This is a genomic window from Streptomyces sp. NPDC052064 (assembly GCF_055585925.1).
Genome location: NZ_JBVJJE010000006.1, coordinates 467,101 through 491,859, shown reverse-complemented (window position 1 = coordinate 491,859; position 24,759 = coordinate 467,101). Strand labels below are relative to the sequence as shown.

Sequence of the window (24,759 nt, the reverse complement as noted above, 5' to 3'; positions counted from 1 at the left end):
ACCGTACCTCCGCTCGATCAGTCCGTGACCTGCCGGTACGCGTGCACGGCCGTCGTCACCGCGCACACGCCGGGCGGGATCACCTGCGCCCGCAAGGTGCCGCTGTTCGTGTCGTAGTCGACGCCCTCCGTCTCGAAGGTGCCCGTGCACACGCTGCGCTGCGGCAGTGCGAAGAGGCTCTTCACCGTGCCGGTGACCGGCTGCCCGTCCGGCTTGCGGGGCAGGTCGACCTGGAGCAGCGGCCGGATCTCCGGGAAGAGGGTGCCCGAGGCGTCGTTCGAGGCGCACAGCAGGCGGGTCTCGGTGACGAAGTCGCAGCCCTGGATGTCGCGCACGGGCTTGTCCAGGGTGATCTGCCCGGCCTCCTTCAGCTCGCCGCCGGTGGGCGGTGTGGAGGGGTTGAGCAGGGGAGCCGGGAAGACCTGGAGCCGGTTCTGCGTGCCCCACTCGCCCGACACCAGCCACCGCTCGTCGGGCGAGACGGTCGCGAAGGAGTTGTTCAGCTTCTCACCCGGGTTCAGCGGGTGGACGTACTCGTAGCGCTTCCCGGCCGGGGTGGTGACCGCGAACATCTTGGACGTGGCCGTGTCCGCGCCCTGGTAGGCGTCGAAGACATGGCCGCGCGCGATGTCCGGGTCGCCTATGTGGCTCCAGCCCTTGACTCGCAGGTCCAGCGGGATGGAGGCCAGCCCGCGGTACAGCAGGGAGCCGTCCGCGCGGCTGGCCAGGCCCTGCCCGCCGCCGAGGGTGTCGGTGTACGCCGTGCCGGTCTCGGCCCACTGCGGGGCACCGGCGGCCGAGGCCGTACCGGCGCCCAGCGTGAAGGCACCTAATAATGCGGTGGCGGCGAGCAGTTGACGTCTCATCAGGTCAGGCACCTTCCACGTCGACGAATACCGGGTTCGAATGGAACCACGTATCCGCCCACGGGTCACCGTCCCCGGGCGCGTGCGGAACCGGCCCGTGCGGGTCGACCGAGGCGCCGAGGTAGCCGGTGCCGTTGCGGTTGCCGTCGCTGCCGCGCAGCCGGATGTAGAAGGACTCCTCGCCCGCGGTCAGCGGGATGCGCAGCGTGTAGGTGCCGGTGCGGCCGGACACGTCCTGCGAGCGGACGACGCGGGTGTCGGGAGCCTTCCAGCTGTCGCGGTCGGCGACCGGGCCGCGCACCGCGCCGCGGATGACGTCCACGTGCGCCAACTCCGGCAGGATGCCCTGGGGGTTGGGCCGCGAGGCGGTCGTCACGGTGACGTTCAGGGTGAGCTTCTCGCCCTTGCGGACCCGAAGCCGGCCGCCGAGGGTCACGCCCCGGCCCCGGTCGCGGTCCCGCTTCAGCCGGACGTCGAGCCCGTCGAGCAGATGCCCGTGGTCGAGCCAGACCCGGCCCGCGCGCAGGCCCGCCATCACCGCGCGGTAGCCGTAGCGCGTCACACCCACGTGCGTACGGCTGAACTGGCCGGGCCAGAAGTCGCTGCCCGGCTGCGGGGTGCCCGTGTCCACCGGGTCGGGCAGCCTGCCGGTGTTGTCGAAGGTCTGGCCGGGCTGCCAGTCGCCGTTCTTCCAGGTGTCGAAGACGATCCGGTGGGCGTCGGAGTTGGTGGTGATCGAGAACAGCCGGCCCTCCGCGAGCATCGCGTCCCACAGGCCGCCGACCGTGGCGGTCGCCCAGTCGAATCCGCCGTACGTCAGGTAGGCGTCCGCCGGGTAGCCCGGCCAGGACTGCGCGGACGGCTTGTTCTCGTACTCGCCGCGGATCGAGCCGGCCCCGCGCCAGCCGGGGACGGCGGCGCCCTGGGCGCCCGGCGCGCCCTCCATGCCGATCATGATCTCAGGGGCCGCGTCCCGCCAGTTGCGCATCTCGTGCGGGGAGTCGATGCCCAGGCGCATGGGGTGGTTGGCGAGGACCAGCACGTCGTCGACGTAGCCCGAACGGCGCTGCCGCGCCAGCCACTTGAGCGCCTTGACGGCGTGCGCCTCGTTGCGGGCGGTGTCCGCGTCTGCGGGGCCGCCCTTGTCGTAGCCGAGGAGCTTGCCGTCGTAGGCGCGCTCGAAGCGGGTGAGCAGGTCGACCTCGTGCGGGCCGGGAGCGGTGAACACCGTGCAGTGCTCGGCCGCCGGGATGTACCACTCCAGGCCCTGGAAGATCAGCTGACGCGGGTTTTCCGCACGCGCCCTGCGGATCTCCTCGTGCTCCAGGGCGGCCCCGTGGTCGGCGTGCCCGAAGTTGGAGTGCTCGGTGAACACCATCCAGTCCAGGCCGTACCTGGTGCCCGCGGCGGCCAGTTGGGAGAACGTGTACTTGGCGTCGTGGCTGTAGACGGAGTGGATGTGGTGGTCGCCGACGAGGTAGGCGAGGCGGGGGTCCTCGCCGCCCGGCCTCCTGTCGCTCGCGTCGGCGGCCAGGGCCGGGGTCGCCGCCGAGCCCAGGGCGAACGCGGCGCCGAACAGGCCCGCGCGGCGCAGCAGCCCACGGCGGGAGACGCCCTGGGGATCGAGGGCGGCGGGGGAGACGGACGGGTCGGCCCAGGCGGGCAGCTGCTGCTCGGTCATGAAGGTTCCCTGGGAGGTCAGTGGTTCATGAAGGAGGTGACGGGCAGCGCCCGGGCGACGATCCGGACATCGCCGAGCCGGCCGTGGAAGATCTGGTCGATCTTTCCGCCGTACTCGTAGCCGCCGAGAAGCCACGGCAGGCCGACGGAGGTGATGCCGACGGAGGATGCCTTGGGGTTGCGGAGGACCGGGCAGCCCTCGACGTACAGCGTGGTGTGCCTGCCGTCGTTGACGACCGCCAGGTGCCACCAGGTCTCCAGCGGGGTCTCCTGGCCCCAGTTGGTGGCGATCCCCTGCTGGTTGAGCGGGCGCATCGCCCACTGCGGTTCGCGGTCGTTGGACAGGGACAGCGTGGCCAGCGGCTCGTCGGGGTCGTCGGCGGTCTTGCCGGCGGCGCCGCCCGTGCCCGTGCGCCCGACCAGGCCCGACCAGGCGTTGTGGTCCGGGTCCCAGTCGGCGGGCAGCCGGTAGAACGCCTCGATGGTGTAACCGTCCTCGAAGGTGGCCGAGTTGAGCGGGGCGCCGTCGACCGTGCGCAGGTAGGCGCCCTTCAGCGGGGACTTGAAGCCGTGGAACTCCAGGCTGCCGTGGCCCGGCTGGTCGGGGTGGTGGTCCGCCGACCAGCCCAGGGCGCCGCCGCCCACCGCGACGAGCGAGAGGTCGTTGCCGCGCCCGGACAGGTCCCGGACCGTGCCGACCGCGCCGGCCGTGCCGTCGACTGGGTTCTCGAAGCGCCAGTACGCCACCGTGCCCGGGACCAGCATCTTCGGGGCGGGTCGCGCCGGGCGGGCGGGCACGGGCGCGAAGCCGGAGAAACGCTCCTGGAAGTCGATCTCGACGGAGAACCGGTCGGCGTCGCCGCTCAGCTCCATCTCCTGCCGCTCCAGCTCGTTGAGCCCCTTCCCGGCCCGGCCCAGGATCCACGGGGAGACCGTCTCCACGTCGATGACGTTCCGGTCCAGGTCGAACCGGTAGAGGCGGATCATCGCGGCGCCGCCGAAGTAGCGGTTCTGGTAGTTCGTCAGATGCAGGTGGACGTCGTGCCCGGCCGCGTTCTTCCGCGTCGCGCGGGCGGCGGGCCAGTAGTGCCCGTTGAGGGTGAGGAAGATCTGGTCGTGGTCCTCGATCAGCTGGTCCCACAGCTGCTGCCCGTACGCCGACAGGGAGTCCTCCTCGACGACCAGCTCATGGGTGGTGAGGATGACGGGGGTCTTCGGATGCCGCGCCATGACCTCCCTCGCCCAGGCGTAGCCCTGCGGCGACAGCCGCCAGTCCAGTGCGAGCACCATCCATTCCCGGCCGCCCGCGGTGAACAGGTGGAAGGTGTTGTAGCCGTCCGGGGAGGCGTCGCCGAACGTCGGCTTCCCCTTGAACCGCTGCGGCCCGAAGGCGTCCAGGTACGGTGTCGCACCGCGCTGGTCGGTCGTCGACGACTTCACGTCGTGGTTGCCGGCCAGGACGCTGTAGCCGACGCCCCGCCGGTCCAGCAGCGAGAACGCCTCGCCGATCGCCGCGAACTCCTCCTTCGCGCCGTTCTGCGTGAGGTCCCCGAGGTGGGACAGGAAGACGATGTTCTCCGCGTTCTCCTCGTTCTCCTCCCTGTCCTGCTCCAGCAGATAGCGCAGCGACGCCTCGACCGGCGCCTTGTCGATGCTCGGCCCGTCGAAGAGGTACTGCGTGTCCGGCATCACGGCGAGCGTGAAGCGGCGGCTGCGCGGGTCGGGCCGCCAACTCGCCGGTGCCGCCGCGGCGGTGACGGCCGGCAGCGCGGCCATCGCCGCGGCGGTCGCGCCGAGCAGCGCGGTGGCGCGAAGGAAACCGCGTCTTCCGGCACCGGCTTGGGGCGCTTCGCCCAGGTCGTGGTCATGCGACATGCACACGGGTGCTCCATGGGGTGACAGGGAGGGAGTGTCGGAGAAGGGGACAGGCTGGGAAGTTCAGAGAACGCGCAGCGTCCAGCTCCAGCGATGGACGCCGGCCGCGACGAGGTAGGAGGCGAAGGTGTCGGGCCCGCACGACGCCGTGCCCAGCCCGCGGTGCGCCGCGTCGATGTGCACCACGCACCCGGCCCGCGGCACCAGTTCGTCGTGATGCGCGGCCGAGGCGAGGTCGGTCGCACGATGGCGCGTCACCGAGACCTGGCACGGCCGGTCCAGCCGCACCGCGAGCCCGGTCGCGTCCGGCGCGGACAGCGTGAACCGCCGCACGCCGTGCCGCCCGCCGCTCTCCTGGGGCCGCACATACGGGGTGAACAGCTCGTCCACCGGCAGCGAGTGGTGGCCGACGGGCGCGCCCGCGCCCCGGTCCGGGTACGACTCCCAGGGGCCCTGCCCGAACCACTCCAGCAGGTTCAGCCCGGCGGCCGTCTCGAAGACCGACCCGACCCGGGCCACGTCGTCCAGCGCCTCGGGCAGCTCGGCACACTCCGCGACGAGCAGCCCGCCCTCGACCGCCGTGAACACCTGCTCGTGCCGGACGGTCCCGCCCGGGCAGAGGTAGTCGCAGGCCACCGTCACCCGTCCCGGGGCACGCCGTACGGCGACGACCTCGCGGGTGAGCGCGTCGAGCCCCCAGTCCCGCCAGCGGGCCGCCATGCCGCCCAGTTCGTCGTTGTCGGTGGGCGCCCGCCAGAGCGACAGCGTGGGCCCGGCCGTCAGCAGCGGATGGACCAGCAGCCCGTCCTCGTCGACCTCCACGGGCCGGTGTGTGACGGGGGCGTGCCGCAGCGGGGGCGCATGCCGCAGCCGTACCTGCGGCAGGCACACCACCGTGCCGCGCGGCGCCCACGGCTCGTCCCCGGCCGTCGTGACCCGCAGCGTCAGCCACGCCTCGCCGCCGTCCTCCGGCAGCTCGAAGGGCAGCGGTACGGCGGCCGTCTCGCCCGGCCGCAGATCCGGCAGCTCGGCGGGGGCGGTCAGGGTGCCGCCGTCGGCGAGGGCCAGCTCCCACTCGCCGGACAGCCAGTCCAGGCCCCGGAAGTGCTGGTGGTTGCTCAGGACGACGCCCTCGTGCCGGAAGCACTCGATGCGCACCGGCGCGGCGATCTCCCGGTGCTCGAACATCACGGGCTTGGGGGTGCGGTCGGGGAAGACGACACCGTCGGCGATGAAGGCGCCGTCGTGGTCGGTCTCCCCGAAGTCGCCGCCGTACGCCCAGCGATGGCCGGGCGCGGCGACACCGTTGTCGTAGAGCCCGGCGCCCCCACGCCCGGCCGGTCTGCCGTCGTTCACACGCTGGAGGATGCCGTGGTCCCAGAACTCCCAGATGAACCCGCCCTGAAGACCCGGGGTGGCCTCGATGGCCTCCCAATGGTCGGCGAGCGTGCCGTTGCTGTTGCCCATGGCGTGCGAGTACTCGCACTGGATGAGCGGCTTGGTCTGGGCCCCGGACATGGCGTGCGCCAGGCACTCCTGCAGCGGCGCGTACATCGGACAGGCGATGTCGGAGGCCAGGTCCGGGTCGGCCCAGCCGCGCTTGGCCGCGCCCTCGTACTGCACCGGCCGGGTCGGGTCGTGCCGGCGTATCCAACCGGCGGCCGCGTCGTGGTTCGCGCCGTAGTCGGACTCGTTGCCCAGCGACCAGATGATGACGGACGGGTGGTTCTTGTCCCGCAGCACCATCCGCGCGACCCGGTCGACGAAGGCGCCCAGATAGCGCGGGTCGTCGGCGATCTCGTGCGCGTGGTCGTGGGACTCGATGTCGGCCTCGTCGACGACGTAGAAGCCGAGCTCGTCGGCCAGGTCGTAGAGGGCCGGGTCGTTCGGGTAGTGCGCCGTGCGGATCGCGTTGAAGCCGAACCGCTTCAGCAGGACGAGGTCCGCGCGCATGTCGTCGTACGACACCGTCCGGCCGGTCAGCGGATGGAAGTCGTGCCGGTTGACGCCCCGGATGAACACGCGCTCGCCGTTGACCAGCAGGTCCCGGCCGGTGATCTCGACGTCACGGAAGCCGATCCGGTGACGTGAGGTGTCGGCGACCGTGCCGTCGGCGCGGTGCAGCCGGACGGTCAGGCCGTACAGCTCGGGCGTCTCGGCGGTCCAGGTGCGCACGTCCGGCACGGCGGCCCGCAGCCGGGCCTCGCCCAGGAAGTCGGAGACGCGCTCGTCCTCGGCGTTGGCCCGGTCGAACTCCGCGTCCCGCGTGAGCAGATGCCCGTCCAGCTCCCCGCTGACGTACCAGCCCTCGGGCAGGGCCCCGGCCGAGTCCCGCACGAGGCAGTCCACCCGCAGGTCACCGTCCCGCCGGGCCAGCACGGTCACGTCCGCCAGATGCAGCGGGTCCCTCGCGTACAGCAGCACCGAGCGGGTGATCCCGCCGTGCCACCACTGGTCCTGGTCCTCGATGTGCGAGGAGTCCGACCACTTCACCACGGTCAGCCGTACGGTGGCCCGCTCACCGGGACGCACGTGCCCCGTCAGGTCGAACTCGGCCGCCAGGTGGGAATCCTTGGAGATCCCGACCGGCCGCCCGTCCACCTGCACCAGCAGCACGCTCTCCGCCGCCCCGACCTGGAGCACGATCCGCCGCCCGGCCCACTCGGCCGGTACGTCCACCGCACGCTCGTACACGCCGGTCGGGTTGGCGGCGGGCACGTCCGGCGGGAACTCCGGGAACGGCATGCGGACGTTCAGGTAGCGCGGAAGATCGTCCGCGCCCTGCATGGTCCAGACACCGGGCACGTACGACGAAGACCAGACCTCCCCGAGCGGGGCGTCCGGCGCGGGCAGCAGCTGGAAACGCCAGTCGCCGTCCAGGGAAACGGCTCCGGTGCGCCGGTCGACGGCGTTCATGGGCAGACGCCCCCAGGAGGTCACCTCGGGTGCCTCCCAGGGGCGCAGGGCGATCAGGGGGTCGGGGTGTGCGTGGGTCATGACCATTCCGAAGTCGGTGCGGTGGGCCGGGGGAGGGCGCGCCCTCGCAGGCCCCAGACGGGGTCTACGGGGATGCCGAGACGGTCCAGGACGGTGGGGGCGATGTCGATGAGGCGGGGCGTGTCCAGCCGGGTGCCGCCGGGCACGCCCGGCCCGGCGAGGACGACGAAGACCTCTCGCTCGGCACGCGTGTCGCCTCCGTGGCCGCCGGTGTCGAGATGTCCGTGGTCCGTGGTGACCAGCACCGTCCACTGCTCGTCCGCACGGGCGGGGTCGGAGCGCCGGGAGCCGATCGCGTCCAGCAGCCGCCCGAGGTGGGTGTCCTGGGCGAGGAGGGCACGGTCGTAGGCGGGGCTGAGGGGGCCCGTGGCGTGGCCGGCCTCGTCGGTGGCGCCGAAGTACACGAACACGACGTCCGGGTCGTCCTCGGTGAGCCACTGTGCGGCGGTGCGGGCGACGAGGTGGTCCGCGGTGGCGTAGCCGTCGGACTCGCCGTCGTAGTGCACCCGTCGGCCGATGGCGGCGCCGAGGATGCCCCGGCGGACCAGCTCCGGCCAGGACACCACGGCCGCCGTGCGCAGACCGGGCCGGGCGGTGCCGGCGCGGCTGAGGAAGTCGGGATAGCGGTTGTAGTCGGCGCCGGTGAAGTCGTTGCCGGTCACCCCGTGGCGGTCGGGCCACACTCCGGTCAGCACGCTCGACCAGCCGGGGCCGGAGTCGGTGTAGGCCATGCTGGTCGACGGTCCGTTCCCGGCCTGACCGTCCGCCTCGCCGTAGGGCAGCAGGCTGCTGCCGTGGGCGCCCGCGGCCATCAGGCCGTGCAGCACGGGTGCCGTGGACGGCGAGCGAAGCGAGCGGGGGGTGCCCCCGGCCGGAGGCTGGGGGAGGGGCAGCCGGTCGTAGCGCAGCCCGTCCATGCCCACGACGAGCACTTTGCCGCCGTGAGAGGTGCCGTCCCGGCCTGGCATGACGTCCGCCACCGCGTACCCCTCTCGTCTCGTCTCTGGTGCCTGCTGCACCGGCCCGGCCCCGGTCCTGAGAGCTCGGGACCGAATGCCGTTCCTGGGTGCGCGCCCGCTGTGGCTGGTCGCTCCCCCAAGTTCTCGGCTTCGCTCGAACAGGGGCCCCATCGCGGCGGAGCCGCATATCGACACAGCCCCGCGCCCCTTTGGGGCGCGGCCCTCAGCTCCCCTGCACCGCTCCCTCGGTCGCGCCCGCGATGAAGCCGCGCGCGAAGATGGCGAAGACCACGACCAGCGGCAGGGCCGCCATGAGCACACCCGCCATGACCATGCTGTAGTCGGTGGTGTGGCCGACATGGAGCTGGGCGAGTTCCACCTGGAGCGTGACGTGGCTGGGGTCGGTGAGCACGATGAGCGGCCAGACGTAGTCGTTCCAGGCACCGACGAAGACGTAGATGGCGAGGAAGGACAACGCGGGCTTGATCATCGGCAGCGCGACGTTCCAGTACTGCCGGAAGAACCCGGCACCGTCGATGCGCGCCGCGTCGAGCAGTTCGTCCGGCACACCGTTCTCGATGTACTGGCGCAGCCAGAAGATGCCGAAGGCGTTGGCGAGGGCGGGCGGGACCAGCGCCTTGAGCATGCCGACCCAGCCGATCTCGGACATGAGGATGAACTGCGGCAGGACGGCCAGCTGGAGCGGCAGCATCATGAACACCAGCAGCGTGCCGAAGAGCACCTTGCGCCCGGGGAAGTCGAACTTGGCGAAGGCGAAGGCCGCCAGCGAGTCGATGAACAGCACCAGGACGGTGGTGGCGCACGCGACGACGAGCGTGTTGAGCATCGACCCGAAGAAGTCGATGGTGTCGAGCACATGCCGGATGTTCTCCAGCAGGTGGGAGCCGAAGGTCAGCTTCGGCGGGCTCTTGTAGATGTCCTCGGTGGTGTTGGTCGCCATGACGATCGTCCACACGAAGGGGAAGACCGAGACCAGGACGGCCAGGATGAGGAAGATGTGCGCGGTCAGGCCCTTGGGGCGGCGCAGCCGCCGCGCGCCCGTGGCCGGCCGCGTCGTGGCCGCTGCCGTCATGGCTTCCTCCCTCGTTGCACGATGCGCCAGTTGATGACGACGAGCACGATGATCAGTACGAAGAAGGCCCACACGATGGCCGCGCCGTAGCCGTAGTCGTTGTTGAGGAAGGCCGACTGGTAGAAGTACAGCAGCGTGGTCAGACCCGCCTGGCCCGGGCCGCCGAGGTTCTGGTTGGCGGCGTTGCTCGCGAAGAGGACCTGGGGTTCGCTGAAGCTCTGCAGGCCGTTGATGGTCGAGATGACGACGGTGAACAGGATGATCGGCCGCATGATCGGGATGGTGATCTGGAAGAAGGTGCGGACGGGACCGGCACCGTCCATCTTGGCCGCCTCGTAGATCGAGTTCGGGATCGCCTGGAGACCGGCCAGATAGATGATCATGTTGTAGCCGGTCCACATCCAGGTCATCAGCAGCGCGATGACCAGCTTGATCAGCCACGGGTTGCTCAGCCACGGGACGGGCGAGATGCCGACCGTGCCCAGGATCGCGTTGACCAGGCCGAAGTTGTTGCTGAACACCGCCCCGAAGAAGATCGCGACGGCGACGATCGAGGTGACGTTGGGCACGTAGAGGGCGATGCGGTAGAAGCCCTTGAAGCGGCGCACCGAATGCAGCAGCGCCGCCAGGACCAGGGCCCCGAAGAGCGTGGGCACGGTGGACAGCACCCAGATCACCAGGGTGTTGCGGATCGACAGCCAGAAGATCGGGTCGTTCCAGAGGAACTCGAACTGCTGGAGGCCCACGAACTGCTTGATGCCCAGGCCGTCGTAACGCTGGAAGGCCAGATACAGCGAATAGAAGACGGGGAAGAAGGAGAAGGCGATGAAGATCAGGTAGAACGGCGAGATCGCCAGGTACTGCCGCCAGTACGACAGCACCCCGCGCCGGCTCGGCCGGACGGCGCCCGCGGGCGGGGTGCGCCGCGGGCGGAACCGGGCCGGGACCGGCCCGCCGCGGTGCTCGGGCACCGTGGCGGGACCGGTGACCGGAGGTGATGACACCTCAGTTCACCCCCTGTCGCCGGGCGATCTGCTTGGCCTGGCTGACCGCGTCCTTCCAGGCGGCGTCGGGCTTCTTGCCCTTGGCCTCGATGTTGGTCAGCTCGGTGAAGTAGGGGGCCATGACCGCGGCGTCGGCAGGTGCCTCGTAGCTGACCGGGATGGCCTTGGCGGCCGGGCCGAAGACCTCGATGATCTTCTGTCCGCCGAAGAAGGCGTCGGGGCCCGTCATGGCGGGCATGGCGTACGAGGCCGGTGAGGCGGGGAAGATGGCGGCGTCGGTGAAGCCGCGGGCGTTGTTGGCCGGGCTGAGGATCCAGCTGATGATCTTGAATGCCTCTTCGGGGTTACGGCACTGCTTGGGCAGCGCCAGGTAGGAGCCGCCCTGGTTGGCCGGTCCGCCGGGCGTCGCACAGACCCGCCACTTGCCCTTGGTGCCCGGGGCGGCCTGCTCGATGTCCAGCGCGTGCCAGGCCGCGCCGAGTTCGGTGCCGAGGTTCTTGCCGATGGCGGCGTTCCAGGTCTGGTCGTTGATCCTGGCGTCGATGCCGAGCGTGTAGGGGCGGACCGCCGTCGTCCACGCGGCGCGGATGTGGTCCTGGTCGCCGATGAAGTGGTTGTTCTCGTCGATGAACCGCTTGGTGCCCTGGCCGACCGCGATGTTGAACACCGACCCCATGTTGTTGATCAGGTAGGTGCCGGGTACCGCCTTCTTCAGCTCGGAGCCGAGCGCGAAGTAGTCGTCCCAGGTCCCGGCCTCGGCGGCGACCTTGTCGGGGTCGGTGGGCAGCCCGGCCTTGCGGAACAGGTCCGCGCGGTAGAAGAGCGCGGTGGGGCCGATGTCGATCGGGAACCCGATCTGCTTGCCGTCCTCGGTCTGGGCGAGCTTGGTCTTCCAGTCCAGGTACTGCGACGAGATCTTCTTGAAGCCCAGGTCGTTCAGGTCGAGGAAGCGGTCGGCGTTGGGCAGGAAGGACGCGATGTCCTCGCCCTTGATGCCGGTGATGTCGGGCACGGAGCTGCCCGCCGCGAGCGTGGTGGTGAGCTTCTGCTTGAAGTCGCCGCCGACGGAGGCGGCGGTCAGCTTGATCTGGCCGCCGAAGTGCGTCTTGGCCTCCGCGACCACCTTGTCGCTCAGCGCGCCACCCCAGTACCACATGGTGAGGCTCTTGCCGTTCTTGGTACCGCCCGAGCCCGAGCCCGAGCCGCCGCATGCGGCGGTCAGGCCGGAGGCGGCCGCGGTCAGCGCGGCGGCCTGGAGGAAGCCTCTACGAGAAAGGTCCACGGGTCACTCCTGTTTTTCCTGTTCGTGGTGCTGAGGTGTGGGTGAAGGTCAGTGCTGCCGTGCGGGAGGGGTGACGGGGGCGTACGCGACCGGCGGCCCGGGGTTCTCCGGGAGCCGATCCGCCAGGAAGCCGTAGGCCCGCTTCAGCTCGGGATCGGTCACGGAGCGCCACCAGCGGTCGACGCCGTACCAGCCGGGGGCGGCCAGCGCCCCGCCGTGATGCCGGACGGACAGCCCGGCGGCGAGCACCGCGAACCGCAGCCGCTCCGCGAGCGGCCAGCCGCCGAGCGAGGCGGTGACGAACGCGGCGCCGAAGACGTCCCCGGCACCCGTCGCGTCCAGCACCTCGACGTCGAGGGCGGGCACGTCGGCGTACTCGCCGGTCGTCTGGTCGACGGCCACCGCGCCGTCCCCGCCCCGGGTGACCACCGCGACCGGCACCAGCTCGGACAGCGTGCCGAGCGCGGCCACCGCGCTGTCCGTACGGGTGTAGGCCATGGCCTCCGTCTCGTTCGGGAGGAAGGCGTGACAGAGCGCGAGCTGGTCCAGGAGGGCCGTCGACCACTCCTGGGTGGGGTCCCAGCCGACGTCGGCGTAGATCTGCGTGCCGCCCGCGGCGGCCTTGGCGAGCCAGTCGCGTGGCTGCGCCTCGATGTGCACCAGGGCGGTACGCGCCTCGGGCGGGTCGCCCACCAGCACGTCCTGCGAGTACGGCGGCTCCTGGCCGTGGGTGACCAGGGCACGGTCGGTGCCGTGGGCGAGGGAGACGGTGAGCGGGGTGGGCCAGCCGTCGGCCGTCCGGGAGAGCGAGAGGTCGACGTCCTCCTGGTCGCACAGGATGTCCCGGCAGCACTCGCCGTAGAGGTCGTCGCCGAACACCGTGGCCAGGGAGGTCCTGAGGCCGAAGCGGGCGGCGGCCACCGCGAGGTTCGCGATGCCGCCGGGGCCGCAGCCCATGCCCTTGGTCCAGATCTCCTCGCCGGGTGTCGGCGGCTTGCCGAGCCCTGTGAGGACGATGTCGTAGAAGAGCAGCCCGGTCAGCAGCACATCGGGCCGGTCGTCGTCCACGGGAGCGTCCTCTCGTCGAGTGGTTGATCAAAACTCGTCAACTCGATGGCCGAAATCGTGCGCTGCCTGACGGGATTGGTCAATACCCGAGCAGAAGTGAGCATGGAAATGATTGGAGATGACGAGTACTGTTCACGCCGTGCTGGCAGAACGACGACACCAACTCATCCTGCGGGCCCTGCGCTCCGGCGGGCCCGCGTCCGTGACCGACCTCTCGGAGCAGCTGGGCGTGAGTCCCGCCACAATCAGGCGTGACCTGGTCAAACTGGAAGAAGACGGGCTGCTCACGCGCGTCCATGGCGGCGCCGTGGTGGAGGAGGGCGACCAGCCCTTCGCCGAGGTCGCCGAGGTGCGCGTGTCCGAGAAGGACGCCATAGCCGAACGCGCCGCGGCGATGATCACGGACGGCCAGTCGGTGCTGCTGGACATCGGGACGACGGCCTACCGCCTGGCCCGGCAGCTGCACGGCCGCCGGCTCACCGTGATCACCAGCAACCTGGTGGTCTACGAGGAGCTCGCCGACGACGAGGGCATCGAGCTGGTCCTGCTCGGCGGCATGGTCCGTCGCGAGTACCGCTCGCTGGTCGGCTTCCTCACCGAGGACAACCTGCGCCAGCTGCACGCCGACTGGCTCTTCCTCGGCACCAGCGGCGTACGGCCCGGCGGACAGGTCATGGACACGACGGTCGTGGAGGTGCCGGTCAAGCGCGCCATGATCAAGGCGGGCGAGAAGGTCGTGCTGCTCGCCGACGCGGCGAAGTTCCCGGGACACGGGATGGCGAAGGTCTGCGGTCCCGAGGACCTGGACGTGGTGGTGACGAACGAGCCGGTCGACACGGCGACGCGGTCCTCGTTGCAGGAGGCCCGCGTCGAAATCATCGTGACGGGAAGGGTGCAGACTTGAACCCTCCCCCAGCCGAGGCGGGGGGATTCCTGGCTCGGGCCGCCCCACCGTTCAGCGAACAGCAAGGTCTTACACCCTCAGCACCAGCCGGGTTGGAACCAGCCCGGGGTCTTGAAGCAAGTTCAAGGAGGAGGCGCGTGCTTGGTTCTCGCAACGTGCTGCACGCAGCCTACCGAATCGGAGGAACTCGGTGAAGCTGACGATTCTGGGCGGCGGAGGATTCCGCGTGCCGCTGGTGTACGGGGCACTCCTCCAGGACCACGCCGAGGGCCGGGTGACGCACGTCGTCCTGCACGATCTGGATCCCGCGAGACTGTCCGCGGTGACGCGCGTCCTCGCCGAGCAGGCGGCCGGCGTCCCCGACGCGCCCGAGGTGACCGCCACCACCGATCTTGACGAGGCCCTGCGCGGCGCCGACTTCGTGTTCTCCGCGATCCGCGTCGGCGGTCTGGAGGGCAGGGCGAACGATGAGCGGGTGGCCCTGGCCGAGGGCGTCCTCGGCCAGGAGACGGTCGGCGCGGGCGGCATCGCCTACGGCCTTCGCACCGTCCCGGTCGCCGTCGACATCGCCCGGCGGGTCGCCCGCCTGGCGCCGGACGCCTGGGTCATCAACTTCACCAACCCGGCCGGCCTGGTCACCGAGGCCATGTCCCGCCACCTCGGCGACCGCGTCATCGGCATCTGCGACTCCCCGGTCGGCCTCGGCCGCCGCATCGCCCGGGTGCTCGGCGCCGACCCCAAGGAGGCCTGGATCGACTACGTCGGCCTCAACCACCTCGGCTGGGTGCGCGGCCTGCGCGTCGCCGGCCGCGACGAGCTCCCGCGCCTGCTCGCCGACCCGGACCTGCTCGGCTCCTTCGAGGAGGGCAAGCTCTTCGGCGTCGACTGGCTCCGGTCGCTGGGCGCGATCCCCAACGAGTACCTGCACTACTACTACTTCAACCGCGAAGCCGTCCGCGCCTACCAGCAGGCCGAGAAGACCCGCGGCGCCTTCCTGCACGACCAGCAGGCCCGCTTCTACGCCGAGATGAGCAACCCGGACGCCCCCGCGTGGAAGGTCTGGGAACGGACCCGCGCCGAGCGCGAGGCCACCTACATGGCCGAGAACCGGGAGACCGCCGGCGCCGGCGAACGCGACGAGGACGACCTGTCCGGCGGCTACGAGAAGGTGGCCCTGGCGCTGATGCGGGCGATCGCCCGGGACGAGCGCACGACCTTGATCCTCAACGTCCGCAACCAGCGCACCCTGTCGGTCCTGGACACGGACGCCGTCATCGAGGTCCCCTGCCTCGTCGACGCCAACGGCGCCCACCCCGTCACCGTCGACCCGCTGCCCGGCCACGCCACCGGGCTGGTCTGCGCGGTCAAGGCGGTCGAGCGTGAGGTGCTGGCCGCCGCCGACTCCGGCTCCCGCACGACCGCCGTGAAGGCCTTCGCGCTGCACCCGCTCGTCGACTCCGTCAACGTGGCCCGCAAGCTGGTCGAGGGCTACACCGAGGTCCACCCCGGGCTGGCGTACCTTAGGTGAGCACCGCTCGGTAAGCGCTTTCCCCCGCTCTTCCCGCTTCCTGGAGACATCTCATGCACGACGAAAGCCGCCGGATCGAGGAGCGCGTGCAGCGCCTTCACGACCAGCGCATCAAGACCGCGATCTACGCGGCCACCGTCCCCTTCGAGGTGGAGGCCTGGCAGGCCCCGGGGGAGCCGGTCCCGTTCGAGGAGGCCGCCGCCGCCTCGTACGCGCCCTTCACGATGGGCACCCCCTGGGGCCCGCCCTGGGGCACCACCTGGTTCCGCATGCGCGGACAGGTGCCCGAGGAATGGGCGGGCCGCCGTGTCGAGGCCGTGATCGACCTCGGCTTCGTCGGCGACTGGCCCGGCAACCAGGCTGAGGCTCTCGTCCACCTCACGGACGGCACCCCGCTGAAGGCCGTCAACCCGCTCAACCAGTACGTGGCGATCGCCAACCCGGCGACCGGCGGCGAGACGGTCGAGTACCTGGTCGAGGCCGCCTCCAACCCGGATATCCTCGCCGACAACTTCTCCAGGACCACCCCGCTGGGCGACATCCTCACCGCCGGGGACAAGCCGCTCTACACCTTCCGCGGCGCCGACATCGCCATCCTCGACGAGGAGGTCTGGCACCTCGACCTCGACGTCCAGGTGCTGCGCGAGCTGATGCTGGAGCTCGGCGAGCACGACCCGCGTCGGCACGAGATCGCGCACGCGCTCGACCGGGCGATGGACCTGCTGGACCTGGACGACGTCTCCGGCTCCGCCGCCGCCGTGCGCGAGGCGCTGAAGCCGGTGCTGTCCAAGCCCGCGCACGCCAGCGCGCACACCGTCTCCGGCGTCGGTCACGCCCACATCGACTCGGCGTGGCTCTGGCCGATCCGGGAGACCAAGCGCAAGACGTCCCGCACGTTCTCGAACGTCACGTCCCTGGCCGAGGAGTACGACGACTTCATCTTCGCCTGCTCCCAGGCCCAGCAGTACGAGTGGGTGCGCGACAACTACCCCAAGGTCTGGGCCCGCATCCAGGAGTCGGTCAAGAAGGGCCAGTGGGCGCCGGTCGGCGGCATGTGGGTCGAGGCCGACGGCAACCTGCCCGGCGGCGAGGCCGTCGCCCGCCAGTTCATCCACGGCAAGCGGTTCTTCATCGAGCACTTCGGCATCGAGACCAAGGGCGTGTGGCTGCCGGACTCCTTCGGCTACAACGCGGCCTACCCGCAGCTCGCCAAGCTCGCCGGCAACGAGTGGTTCCTCACCCAGAAGATCTCCTGGAACCAGACCAACAGGTTCCCGCACCACACCTTCTGGTGGGAGGGCATCGACGGCACCCGGATCTTCACCCACTTCCCGCCGGTCGACACCTACAACGCCCGCTTCAGCGGCGAGGAGATGTCCCGCGCGGTCCGCAACTACCGGGAGAAGGGCGGCGCCAGCCGCTCCCTGGCCCCCTTCGGCTGGGGCGACGGCGGTGGGGGCCCCACCCGCGAGATCATGGAACGCGCCCGCCGGCTGGCGGACCTGGAGGGCTCCGCGAAGGTCGTCGTCGAACACCCCGACGAGTTCTTCGCCAAGGCCCGCGAGGAGTACCCGGACGCGCCCGTGTGGGTCGGCGAGCTCTACCTGGAGCTGCACCGCGCCACCTACACCTCCCAGGCCCGCACCAAGCAGGGCAACCGCCGCTCCGAGCACCTCCTGCGCGAGGCCGAACTCTGGGCGACCACGGCCGCCCTGCACGCGCCGGGCTACAGCTACCCGCACGAGCATCTGGACCGGCTCTGGAAGACGGTGCTGCTGCACCAGTTCCACGACATCCTGCCCGGCTCCTCCATCGCCTGGGTGCACCGCGAGGCCGAGGCGGAGTACGCCCGCGTCGCCGACGAGCTGCACGCGCTGACCGCCGAGGCGGTGGCCGCGCTGGGCGCCGGCGGCACCCGCGTCTTCAACACCAGCCCCTACGACCGTGCCGAGGTGGTCCGCACCGCCGACGGCGCACCGATGTACGTGGAGGTGCCCGCGAGCGGCTCCGCGCCCCTCGCCGACGCCGAGCCCCCGCAGCCGGTGACGGTGAGCGGCCGGGTGCTCGACAACGGGCTGGTCCGGGTGGAGGTGGCCGAGGACGGCACCCTGTCGTCCGTCCGCGACCTGCGCGCGAACCGCGAGGTCCTCGCCGACCCGGGCAACCTGCTCCGCCTGCACACCGACCTGCCCAACTACTGGGACGCCTGGGACATCGACAAGCACTACAAGAACCGCTACACGGACCTCCTGGACGCCTCGTCCGTCACGGTCGTCGAGCAGGACCCGCTGGTCGGCGCCATCCGCGTCGAGCGGTCCTTCGGCAAGGGCTCGAAGATCACCCAGACGATCACCGTCCGCGCCGGCAGCCCCCGGATCGACATCGAGACGGACATCGACTGGCACGAGACCGAGAAGATCCTCAAGGCGGCATTCCCGGTCGACATCCGGGCCCCGCACTCCTCCGCCGAGATCCAGTTCGGCCACATCCAGCGCCCCACCCACACCAACACCAGCTGGGAGGCCGCCCGCTTCGAGGTCTCCGGCCACCGCTGGGTGCACATCGGTGAGCCCGGCTACGGCGTCGCGGTCATCAACGACTCGACGTACGGCCACGACGTCTCCCGCACGGTGCGCGAGGACGGCGGCACCACGACCACCGTCCGCCTCAGCCTGGTCCGCGCCCCGCGCATCCCGGACCCCGAGGCCGACCAGGGCCGCCACCGCTTCACCTACGCCCTGCTGCCCGGCGCGACCATCGAGGACGCCGTCGCCGAGGGCTACGCCCTCAACCTCCCGCTCCGGGTGGCCGATGCGGCAGGCGCCCCCGCACCGGTCGTCTCCGCCGAGGGCGAGGGCGTGACCGTGGAGGCGGTCAAGCTCGCCGACGACGCGTCGGGCGACGTCGTCGTACGGCTCTACGAGTCCCGCGGCGGCCGGGCCCGGGGTGTCCTGCGCACCGGCTTCCCGCTCGCCGGCGCGCAGATCACCGACCTGCTGGAGCGACCGCTGGAGGAGGCGCGCGTGGACGGCGACGGCGGTGTCCCCGTCGAACTGCGGCCCTTCCAGATCCTGACACTCCGTCTGCGCAGGGGCTGACCCATGGCCATGCAGCCCTGGTTCACCGACGCCAAGCTCGGGATCTTCATCCACTGGGGCATCTACGCCGTCGACGGCGTCCAGGAGTCCTGGTCGTTCTACGACGACATCGTCCCGTACGACCGGTACATGTCCCAGTTCGACCGCTTCACGGCCTCCCGCTACGACCCGCGCGACTGGGCGAAGCTCTTCGCGCGGGCCGGCGCCAGGTACGCCGTGCTGACCAGCCGCCACCACGACGGCGTCGCCCTGTGGGACTCGGCGCACGGCGACCTGAACGTGGGCCGCGACCTGATCGCCGGCTACGCCGGCGCCCTGCGCGAGCAGGGCATCAAGGTCGGGCTCTACTACTCGCACTCGGACTGGAGCCACCCCGACTACGCCTCCACCCGCAAGCCGGGCCGACCGCCGGAGCTGGAGGACAACCGCTACTCGGAGGCCGCCGCCGAGGACGAGGACCTGGAGGCCTGGGAGAGGTTCCTCGCCTACCGCGACGGCCAGCTCCGCGAACTGACCTCCCGTTACAAGCCGGACCTGCTGTGGTTCGACGGCGAGTGGGACCGCAGCGAGGAGCAGTGGCGCATCCCCGAACTCGCCGCGCTCATCCGCTCCGAGGTACCGGACGTCGTGTTCAACGCCCGCATGCTCAGCGAGGGCGACTACGCGACGCCGGAACAGGGCGCCCCGGTCATTCCGCCCGAGGGCCCCTGGGAGCTGTGCCTGACGATCAACGACTCCTGGGGCCACCAGCACCACGACCACAACCACAAGTCGGTCGACCAGCTGATCCGCTACTTCACCGAGACCATCGGCGGCGGAGGCAACCTGCTGCTCAGCGTCGGCCCGCGGGAGGACGGCACGATCCCGGCCGAGCAGGCGGAGCGGCTGGAAGGGCTCGGTGACTGGATCGCCAGGCACGCGGAGGCGGTGTACGGCACCGGACGGGGACTCCCGCCGGGCCACCACTACGGCCCGAGCACCCTCTCCGAGGACCGCCGCACCCTCTATCTGACGCTCTTCGACGCCCCGCGCGCCGAGATCAACGTGCGCGGACTGCTCAGCAAGGTCCGCAGGGTCTCGGTGCTCGGCAGCGGCACGGAACTGGCCCACCGCGTCACCGGCGGCCTCCACGAGACACCGGGCGTCCTCTGGATCGAGCCTCCCGCCGCGCCGGACCTCGACCCGCACGCCACGGTGCTGGCCGTCGAACTGGAAGGGGAACTGGAGCTGTACCGCGGCGCCGGCCGGTTCTGACGAAAGTTTAAGAAACCGGTAAGTGGCCTGCTCACGGGCGGTATGTGGACGCCCGTGAGCACGCCGGTTCGCCTTCCGGATACCTGAAGTTCGCCCGGTCCCCCTGAGATGCGGAACGCACAACGCGAACGAAAGGTGTCACCGTGCGAGACCCGCGTATGGCTGCGATCGGCAAGGGCCTGAAGCGTCGCGGAAGGCTGGTGATGCAGGCGGTCAGTCCACCGCACCGGAACCTCGACGCCATCCCCGCCCCCCGCCCGGCGGCCGACACCTACACCGCCCCGCCCGGTCCCCGGTTGGTGGACTCGCCGGTCTTCGTGCTGTCGTCGGTGCGCTCCGGTTCGACCCTGCTGCGCGTCCTGCTCAACAGTCACAGCCGTATCCGCGCCCCGCACGAGATGCACCTGCGCACGGTGCACGTCAATCTGTCCCGCGACTTCACCGCGGACGCCATGCGGGCGCTCCACCTCGACAAGGACGAGCTGGAACACGTGCTCTGGGACCGGGTGCTGCACCTGGAGCTCACCCGCAGCGGCAAGGACGTCATCGTCGACAAGACCCCGCCGAACACCCTCATCTGGCCCCGCCTGCGCAGGTGCTGGCCGAACGCCCGCTACATCCTGCTGCTCCGCCACCCCGGCGCGGTCGTCACGTCGCTCACCGCCCGCCGCACCGAACCCGATCACGAAGCCGTCCGCGCCGAGGTCCTCGACTACAGCGAGAAGCTGGAGGAGGCCCGACTGAACCTCGACCCCCACGTGATCACCTACGAGGAGCTCACCGCCGAGCCGGAGAAGGTCACCCGGGGCATCTGCGACCACCTCGGCGTCCCCTGGGAGCCCGGCATGCTCGACTACGGCAGCAAGGACCACGGCACCTTCCGCCCCCAGCTGGGTGACTGGTCCAGCACCATCAAGTCCGGCCGCATCCAGTCGGCCCGCTCCGCCGACCCGGGCGTCCAACTCCCCCCACGCCTGAGGGAACTGGCCCAGGCGTGGGGGTACAGCGCCTAGAGAGGCAGGGCCCCGACCGTGGCCTGCGGGGCCGCCGCCTCGACGGAGTCGGCCGGCACCGCGGGCAGCGGCTGCTGCTCCGTCGCGTCCGGCCGCTGCTGCGGCAGCTGCACCGGCCGCAGCGGACGCGGCCCCGACACCACCGTGTAGTCCTGGCCCAGGAACGGCGGAACCACCTCGCCCGGGTCCTCGCCGAGCGCCACCTGGACGGCGGCCCAGGGGGCGTTGACACCGCACAGCGACAGCTGGTGCAGGCCGCCGGCCGGGCGGGTGTTGACGTCCATCAGGACCGGCCGGTCACCGAGCATCCGGAACTGGATGTTGGACAGGTAGTGCAGACCGAAGCCCTCCGCGATCCGCCGGGCCGGGTCCAGCCACTGCTCGTGCAGCGTGAAGCCCCGGCGGCGCCCGTTCTTGGTGCGGCCGATGGCCAGTCGGACCCGGTTGTCCGGACCGGTCAGGCAGTCCACCGACACCTCGGGCTGCTCCAGGCGCGGCATCACCAGCCAGTCGACCGGCTCCTCGGCCCGCCGCAGCGCCTCCAGCACCAGGTCGAGCGGCACGTACGGGCTCGGGAACCCGCTCAGGTGCATCATCGAGAAGGGCGAGCGCGTGATCACGCGGAAGCCCACCCCGCCCGCCCCGGACGCCGGCTTGAAGCACGCCTTGTGCCCGGCGGCCTCCAGCTCCTCGACGGCGGACACGAGTTCGTCACCCGACCGGACGCGCCACCACGGGGGCACGGGCACGCCGATCGCCTGGACAGCCTCGTAGGCGATCACCTTGTCATGGAAGACGGCCACCGCCTCGGGTGGCGGCGCCAGCACCGCCGTACCGGCCGCCTCGAACTCGGCGCGGTGCGCCACGATCGCCGACTGGTGCAGCCGGGGCACGAACACGTCGATACCGCGCCGCGCGCACTGGTCCAGCGCGTACTCGACATACCCGGCCGGGGACAGGCCCTCGGGCTCCAGCTCGGCGGTGTCGGCGGCGGCCAGCACGGGGGAGTCGGAATCGCCGTGCGTGGCATGGATCTCGACGGCCCGGTCGCTGGGATTTCTCCGCAGTTGATCCATGAAGAACACGTTCTCCGCGTACGTGCGGTTGAGCCAGACGCGTACGCGAGAGACCATGCAGGCCGCCTTTCACGGTTCGCGGGCAGGGCACAGCGGCCCGTGCCCGGGCAGGATGAATGGAGGGTCACCAAACCGCCCCTGCGAAAGGGAAGTTTTCAGCGGTGGTGTTGGGGCAGATCATACGGCTTCGGCGGACCGTGTCGTGCAACGCGCGGGTTACGGATTTCCGATCACAGCCGTCCGGCCGCCCTTGTCCCCCGGCCCGTTGATGTGATCTCGTGGTGGCGTTCGCGTTGGGGTGCGCGTAGGGGGGCGAGGGGTGGCGTCGACGGCCGGGGGCACCGGACAACTGCTGGCCATCAGCGATCTGCACATCGGCCACCCGGAGAACCGCGCCCTGGTCGAGCGGATGCGGCCCGGGACGGACGACGACTGGCTGCTCGTGGCCGGGGACGTCGCCGAGACCGTGGCCGACGTCCGCTGGACCCTCAAGACGCTCGCCGGCCGCTTCCGCAAGGTCGTCTGGGTGCCCGGGAACCACGAGCTGTGGACCCATCCGAGCGACCCCGTCACCCTGCGCGGCGTCGCCCGGTACGACTATCTGGTGGAGCTGTGCCGGGACCTCGGCGTGACGACACCGGAGGACCCCTACCCCGTCTGGGACGGCCCCGGCGGCCCCGTGGCCGTCGCCCCGCTGTTCCTGTTGTACGACTACTCGTTCCTGCCTTCCGGGTGCGTGACCAAGGAGCAGGGCCTGGAGTACGCCCAGGGCACGGGGATCGTGTGCACCGACGAGTACCTGCTGCACCCGGACCCGTACCCGAGCCGGGAGGCCTGGTGCCGGGCCCGGGTCGCCGAGACCGAACGCAGACTCGCCGAACTGCCCGAAGACCTGCCCGTGATCCCCGTCAACCACTATCCGCTGCACCGGCATCCGATGGACGTGCTGTGGCACCCCGAGTTCGCCATGTGGTGCGGCACCGGCCTGACCGCCGACTGGCACCGCAGGTTCCGCGTCCACACGATGGTCTACGGCCATCTGCACATCCCCCGCACCACCTGGCACGAGGGCGTGCGCTTCGAGGAGGTGTCGGTGGGCTACCCCCGCGAGTGGCGCAAACGATCAGGGGAGCCGGGGCGGCTGCGGCGCATCCTGCCGGGGGAGGGCGAGGAGCGGTGATCGAGGAACTGCTGCCACAGACCGTCGTCACCGTGGAGGCGTACGGCCACGAGGGCGTGGACGCCCCGCTGTATCCCGAGGAGGCGGCACTCGTGGCGCGGGCGGTCGCCAAGCGGCGCCGGGAGTTCGCCGTCGTCCGCTCCTGTGCCCGCCGTGCCATGGAGAAGCTCGGCGTGCCGCCGCAGCCGATCCTGCGCGGGGAACGCGGCGCCCCGCGCTGGCCGGCCGGGCTGGCCGGCAGCATGACCCACTGCGACGACTACTGCGCCGCCGCCCTGGTCCGTGCCACCGACCTGGCCTCCCTCGGCATCGACGCCGAGACCCACGGGCCGCTGCCCGAGGGCGTCCTGCCCGCCGTGTCCCTGCCGGCCGAGGCCGAGCGCCTGCGGCGGCTGGCGGCACAGCGCCCCGACGTCCATTGGGACCGGCTGCTGTTCAGCGCGAAGGAGTCCGTCTACAAGGCGTGGTTCCCCCTCACCGGCCAATGGCTGGACTTCACGGAGGCCGACATCGAGATCTCCGCCGGCTCCGGTGAACGGCCACGCGGCACCTTCCGCGCCACGCTCCTCGTCCCCGGCCCACGGGTCGGCGACCGCCGCCTCGGCCATTTCGACGGCCACTGGATCGCCGATCGCGGCCTGGTCGCGACGGCCGTCGCCGTACCGCACGACTGAGGCCGCTGTTCAGGGGCCGGCCGGCCTGCGGGCCCTCGACTCAGGGCCCGCTACCGGCTGCCGGCTCGGGGACCGGGCTACCGGCCGAAGGCTCGGAGGCTGCCCCGCTCCCGGCTGTCGGCTCGGGGACGCGTGCTACTGGTCGTCAGCTCGGGGGCTGCCCCGCTCCCGGCTGTCGGCTCGGGGGCTGCCTCGCTACCGGCTGTCGGCTCGGGGCCCCGCTCCCGGCCGTAGGCTCAGGGCCCCGGCTCCGGACACCAGCTCTGGAGCAGCCGGAAGAACGCCTCCTCGTTGCCGGTCAGGCCCGCCCGTTCGAGGGCCTCTTCCGCCTCTGCGAAGACGCTGGGCGGGACGACCGGGGGCCGGTGGTCGCCGGACGGGCCGGTCTCCAGGTCGAAGGCGGCCCGGACGGTGTGCAGCAGCCGCAGATAGGCCTGGACGGCCGTGCGTTCGCGGTCGGTCAGTACGGCGGTGGGCATCGGTCGGCTCTCCCCGTGTCGGCGTCATCGGTCCCGCGCCCTGGTGGCGCGCACGCCCCGCACAAGGGGCGCACCTCCCAGCTTGCCGCCCACCACTGACAATCCGGCCCCGTCGCCCGTCGGTTCGCCCGCTCGGCGGAGGCGGAACCCCACCTCAGCCCCGGGCACGGCCCCCGTCAGCCCTGCGGCCCCGGATACCCCAGCGACGCCTCGATCCGCCCCGCCAGATGGTCCCGCTGTACCGGCCCCCGCGACGACGAACCCGCCAGCCACGCCCGGCACTTGCTGGCCAGCAGCAGGCCGAAGCTCTCGGCCTCCTTCTCGTCGTCGAGGTCGAAGCGGGTGCGGGCGGCGACCTTCAGCACCGTCGCCTGAAGGTCGGCGTCGTCGTGGAGCAGCCGGGCCGCGACGGAGGCGCCCTCGACGTGGTGGGAGCAGTGCCCCGCCTTCATGTGCCACAGCTCGTGGCCCAGGATCACCAACTGGTGGTCGGGAGCCGTGCGTTCCTCGATCACGACCAGGTCCTGCTCGGCCATGTCGAGCCACAGCCCGCTCGCGGTCCCGGGCGGGAAGGCGGCCGTACGGAAGTGGACGGGGCGGCCCCGGCGTCTGCTCATGGCGTCACACAGCGCGGCGTACAGCTCGTCGGGCCGCGCCGGCGCGGGGAGGGTCAGCTCCGCGACCAGTTCGCCGCACAGGCGGCGCATTTCCTTACCGATGCCCACAGTT

At 71.3% G+C, this 24,759-nt stretch carries 19 protein-coding genes; 7 read left to right on the top strand and 12 right to left on the bottom strand.

The genetic code is table 11. The annotated features are described in order from the left end of the window. Window positions 1-17 precede the first annotated feature (17 nt). The 9 genes from ACZ6TU_RS19350 to ACZ6TU_RS19310 all read right to left on the bottom strand — a co-directional run bounded on the left by ACZ6TU_RS19350 (window position 18) and on the right by ACZ6TU_RS19310 (window position 12,824). A complete protein-coding gene (locus tag ACZ6TU_RS19350; protein ID WP_467670444.1) occupies window positions 18-866 on the bottom strand; it encodes a hypothetical protein in 849 nt (282 codons plus the stop codon). A 4-nt stretch (window positions 867-870) separates the two neighbouring features. Continuing rightward, window positions 871-2,547: a CehA/McbA family metallohydrolase domain-containing protein gene (locus ACZ6TU_RS19345; protein WP_467670445.1), complete on the bottom strand. Its 1,677-nt coding sequence runs from the start codon at window positions 2,545-2,547 to the stop codon at window positions 871-873. A gap of 17 nt (window positions 2,548-2,564) precedes the next feature. Further along, window positions 2,565-4,427 carry a LamG-like jellyroll fold domain-containing protein gene (locus ACZ6TU_RS19340; protein ID WP_469549789.1) on the bottom strand — a complete coding sequence of 621 codons (1,863 nt, stop codon included), beginning with the start codon at window positions 4,425-4,427 and terminating at the stop codon, window positions 2,565-2,567. A gap of 57 nt (window positions 4,428-4,484) precedes the next feature. Continuing rightward, the gene (locus ACZ6TU_RS19335; protein WP_469549787.1) at window positions 4,485-7,418 is read right to left on the bottom strand and encodes a glycoside hydrolase family 2 TIM barrel-domain containing protein; all 2,934 of its coding nucleotides are present in this window, start codon (window positions 7,416-7,418) and stop codon (window positions 4,485-4,487) included. After that, window positions 7,415-8,386, bottom strand: coding sequence for an alkaline phosphatase family protein (locus ACZ6TU_RS19330; protein WP_467671462.1), 972 nt, complete (start codon window positions 8,384-8,386; stop codon window positions 7,415-7,417). The genes ACZ6TU_RS19335 and ACZ6TU_RS19330 overlap by 4 nt, the downstream gene beginning before the upstream one ends. Window positions 8,387-8,600: 214 nt before the next feature. After that, a complete protein-coding gene (locus ACZ6TU_RS19325; RefSeq protein WP_467670449.1) occupies window positions 8,601-9,470 on the bottom strand; it encodes a carbohydrate ABC transporter permease in 870 nt (289 codons plus the stop codon). Then, on the bottom strand, window positions 9,467-10,351 hold the full coding sequence (locus ACZ6TU_RS19320; protein WP_467671464.1) for a carbohydrate ABC transporter permease: 885 nt from the start codon (window positions 10,349-10,351) through the stop codon (window positions 9,467-9,469). Before ACZ6TU_RS19320 ends, ACZ6TU_RS19325 begins: the two co-directional genes overlap by 4 nt. A gap of 124 nt (window positions 10,352-10,475) precedes the next feature. Continuing rightward, window positions 10,476-11,756: an ABC transporter substrate-binding protein gene (locus tag ACZ6TU_RS19315; protein ID WP_467670451.1), complete on the bottom strand. Its 1,281-nt coding sequence runs from the start codon at window positions 11,754-11,756 to the stop codon at window positions 10,476-10,478. 48 nt (window positions 11,757-11,804) lie between these two features. Next, window positions 11,805-12,824, bottom strand: a complete 1,020-nt coding sequence (locus tag ACZ6TU_RS19310) for a carbohydrate kinase family protein (RefSeq protein ID WP_467670453.1) — start codon at window positions 12,822-12,824, stop codon at window positions 11,805-11,807. 139 nt (window positions 12,825-12,963) lie between these two features. On the opposite strand from ACZ6TU_RS19310, the gene ACZ6TU_RS19305 reads away from it, so the two are divergent. The 5 genes from ACZ6TU_RS19305 (at window position 12,964) to ACZ6TU_RS19285 (ending at window position 20,621) form a co-directional block, all read left to right on the top strand. Then, the gene (locus ACZ6TU_RS19305) at window positions 12,964-13,728 is read left to right on the top strand and encodes a DeoR/GlpR family DNA-binding transcription regulator (protein ID WP_467671466.1); all 765 of its coding nucleotides are present in this window, start codon (window positions 12,964-12,966) and stop codon (window positions 13,726-13,728) included. A gap of 190 nt (window positions 13,729-13,918) precedes the next feature. Beyond that, on the top strand, window positions 13,919-15,256 hold the full coding sequence (locus ACZ6TU_RS19300; RefSeq protein ID WP_467670455.1) for a 6-phospho-beta-glucosidase: 1,338 nt from the start codon (window positions 13,919-13,921) through the stop codon (window positions 15,254-15,256). Between the two features lie 53 nt (window positions 15,257-15,309). Then, window positions 15,310-18,354, top strand: coding sequence for an alpha-mannosidase (locus tag ACZ6TU_RS19295; RefSeq protein WP_469549781.1), 3,045 nt, complete (start codon window positions 15,310-15,312; stop codon window positions 18,352-18,354). Window positions 18,355-18,357: 3 nt separating this feature from the next. After that, entirely contained in the window at window positions 18,358-19,608 is a 1,251-nt protein-coding gene (locus ACZ6TU_RS19290; protein ID WP_467670459.1) for an alpha-L-fucosidase, read from the top strand. Between the two features lie 143 nt (window positions 19,609-19,751). Beyond that, window positions 19,752-20,621 carry a sulfotransferase family protein gene (locus ACZ6TU_RS19285; protein ID WP_467670461.1) on the top strand — a complete coding sequence of 290 codons (870 nt, stop codon included), beginning with the start codon at window positions 19,752-19,754 and terminating at the stop codon, window positions 20,619-20,621. On the opposite strand, the gene ACZ6TU_RS19280 is transcribed toward ACZ6TU_RS19285, so the two are convergent. Further along, window positions 20,618-21,754: an ATP-grasp domain-containing protein gene (locus ACZ6TU_RS19280; protein WP_467670463.1), complete on the bottom strand. Its 1,137-nt coding sequence runs from the start codon at window positions 21,752-21,754 to the stop codon at window positions 20,618-20,620. The genes ACZ6TU_RS19285 and ACZ6TU_RS19280 overlap by 4 nt on opposite strands. A 262-nt stretch (window positions 21,755-22,016) precedes the next feature. Here ACZ6TU_RS19280 and ACZ6TU_RS19275 point away from each other — a divergent pair, with 262 nt between their 5' ends. Further along, window positions 22,017-22,877, top strand: a complete 861-nt coding sequence (locus tag ACZ6TU_RS19275) for a metallophosphoesterase family protein (RefSeq protein WP_469549776.1) — start codon at window positions 22,017-22,019, stop codon at window positions 22,875-22,877. Beyond that, complete coding sequence (locus ACZ6TU_RS19270) at window positions 22,874-23,551, top strand: 4'-phosphopantetheinyl transferase family protein (protein ID WP_467670467.1); 678 nt, start codon at window positions 22,874-22,876, stop codon at window positions 23,549-23,551. The genes ACZ6TU_RS19275 and ACZ6TU_RS19270 overlap by 4 nt, the downstream gene beginning before the upstream one ends. Before the next feature lie 236 nt (window positions 23,552-23,787). Here ACZ6TU_RS19270 and ACZ6TU_RS19265 read toward each other — a convergent pair whose 3' ends face one another. Both ACZ6TU_RS19265 and ACZ6TU_RS19260 read right to left on the bottom strand, forming a co-directional pair. Further along, entirely contained in the window at window positions 23,788-24,030 is a 243-nt protein-coding gene (locus tag ACZ6TU_RS19265) for a hypothetical protein (RefSeq protein WP_469549772.1), read from the bottom strand. A 176-nt stretch (window positions 24,031-24,206) separates the two neighbouring features. Then, window positions 24,207-24,737, bottom strand: a complete 531-nt coding sequence (locus tag ACZ6TU_RS19260; protein ID WP_469549900.1) for a toxin-antitoxin system, toxin component — start codon at window positions 24,735-24,737, stop codon at window positions 24,207-24,209. Window positions 24,738-24,759: the final 22 nt, after the last annotated feature.

What these genes read in the sequence shown, in the direction of transcription:
- ACZ6TU_RS19290 (WP_467670459.1), top strand. Translation starts at nt 18,358, where the DNA reads ATGGCCATGCAGCCCTGGTTCACCGACGCCAAGCTCGGGATCTTCATC.
- ACZ6TU_RS19330 (WP_467671462.1), bottom strand. Translation starts at nt 8,386, where the DNA reads ATGCCAGGCCGGGACGGCACCTCTCACGGCGGCAAAGTGCTCGTCGTG.
- ACZ6TU_RS19335 (WP_469549787.1), bottom strand. Translation starts at nt 7,418, where the DNA reads ATGACCCACGCACACCCCGACCCCCTGATCGCCCTGCGCCCCTGGGAG.
- ACZ6TU_RS19295 (WP_469549781.1), top strand. Translation starts at nt 15,310, where the DNA reads ATGCACGACGAAAGCCGCCGGATCGAGGAGCGCGTGCAGCGCCTTCAC.
- ACZ6TU_RS19260 (WP_469549900.1), bottom strand. Translation starts at nt 24,737, where the DNA reads ATGCGCCGCCTGTGCGGCGAACTGGTCGCGGAGCTGACCCTCCCCGCG.
- ACZ6TU_RS19325 (WP_467670449.1), bottom strand. Translation starts at nt 9,470, where the DNA reads ATGACGGCAGCGGCCACGACGCGGCCGGCCACGGGCGCGCGGCGGCTG.
- ACZ6TU_RS19280 (WP_467670463.1), bottom strand. Translation starts at nt 21,754, where the DNA reads ATGGTCTCTCGCGTACGCGTCTGGCTCAACCGCACGTACGCGGAGAAC.
- ACZ6TU_RS19265 (WP_469549772.1), bottom strand. Translation starts at nt 24,030, where the DNA reads ATGCCCACCGCCGTACTGACCGACCGCGAACGCACGGCCGTCCAGGCC.
- ACZ6TU_RS19345 (WP_467670445.1), bottom strand. Translation starts at nt 2,547, where the DNA reads ATGACCGAGCAGCAGCTGCCCGCCTGGGCCGACCCGTCCGTCTCCCCC.
- ACZ6TU_RS19350 (WP_467670444.1), bottom strand. Translation starts at nt 866, where the DNA reads ATGAGACGTCAACTGCTCGCCGCCACCGCATTATTAGGTGCCTTCACG.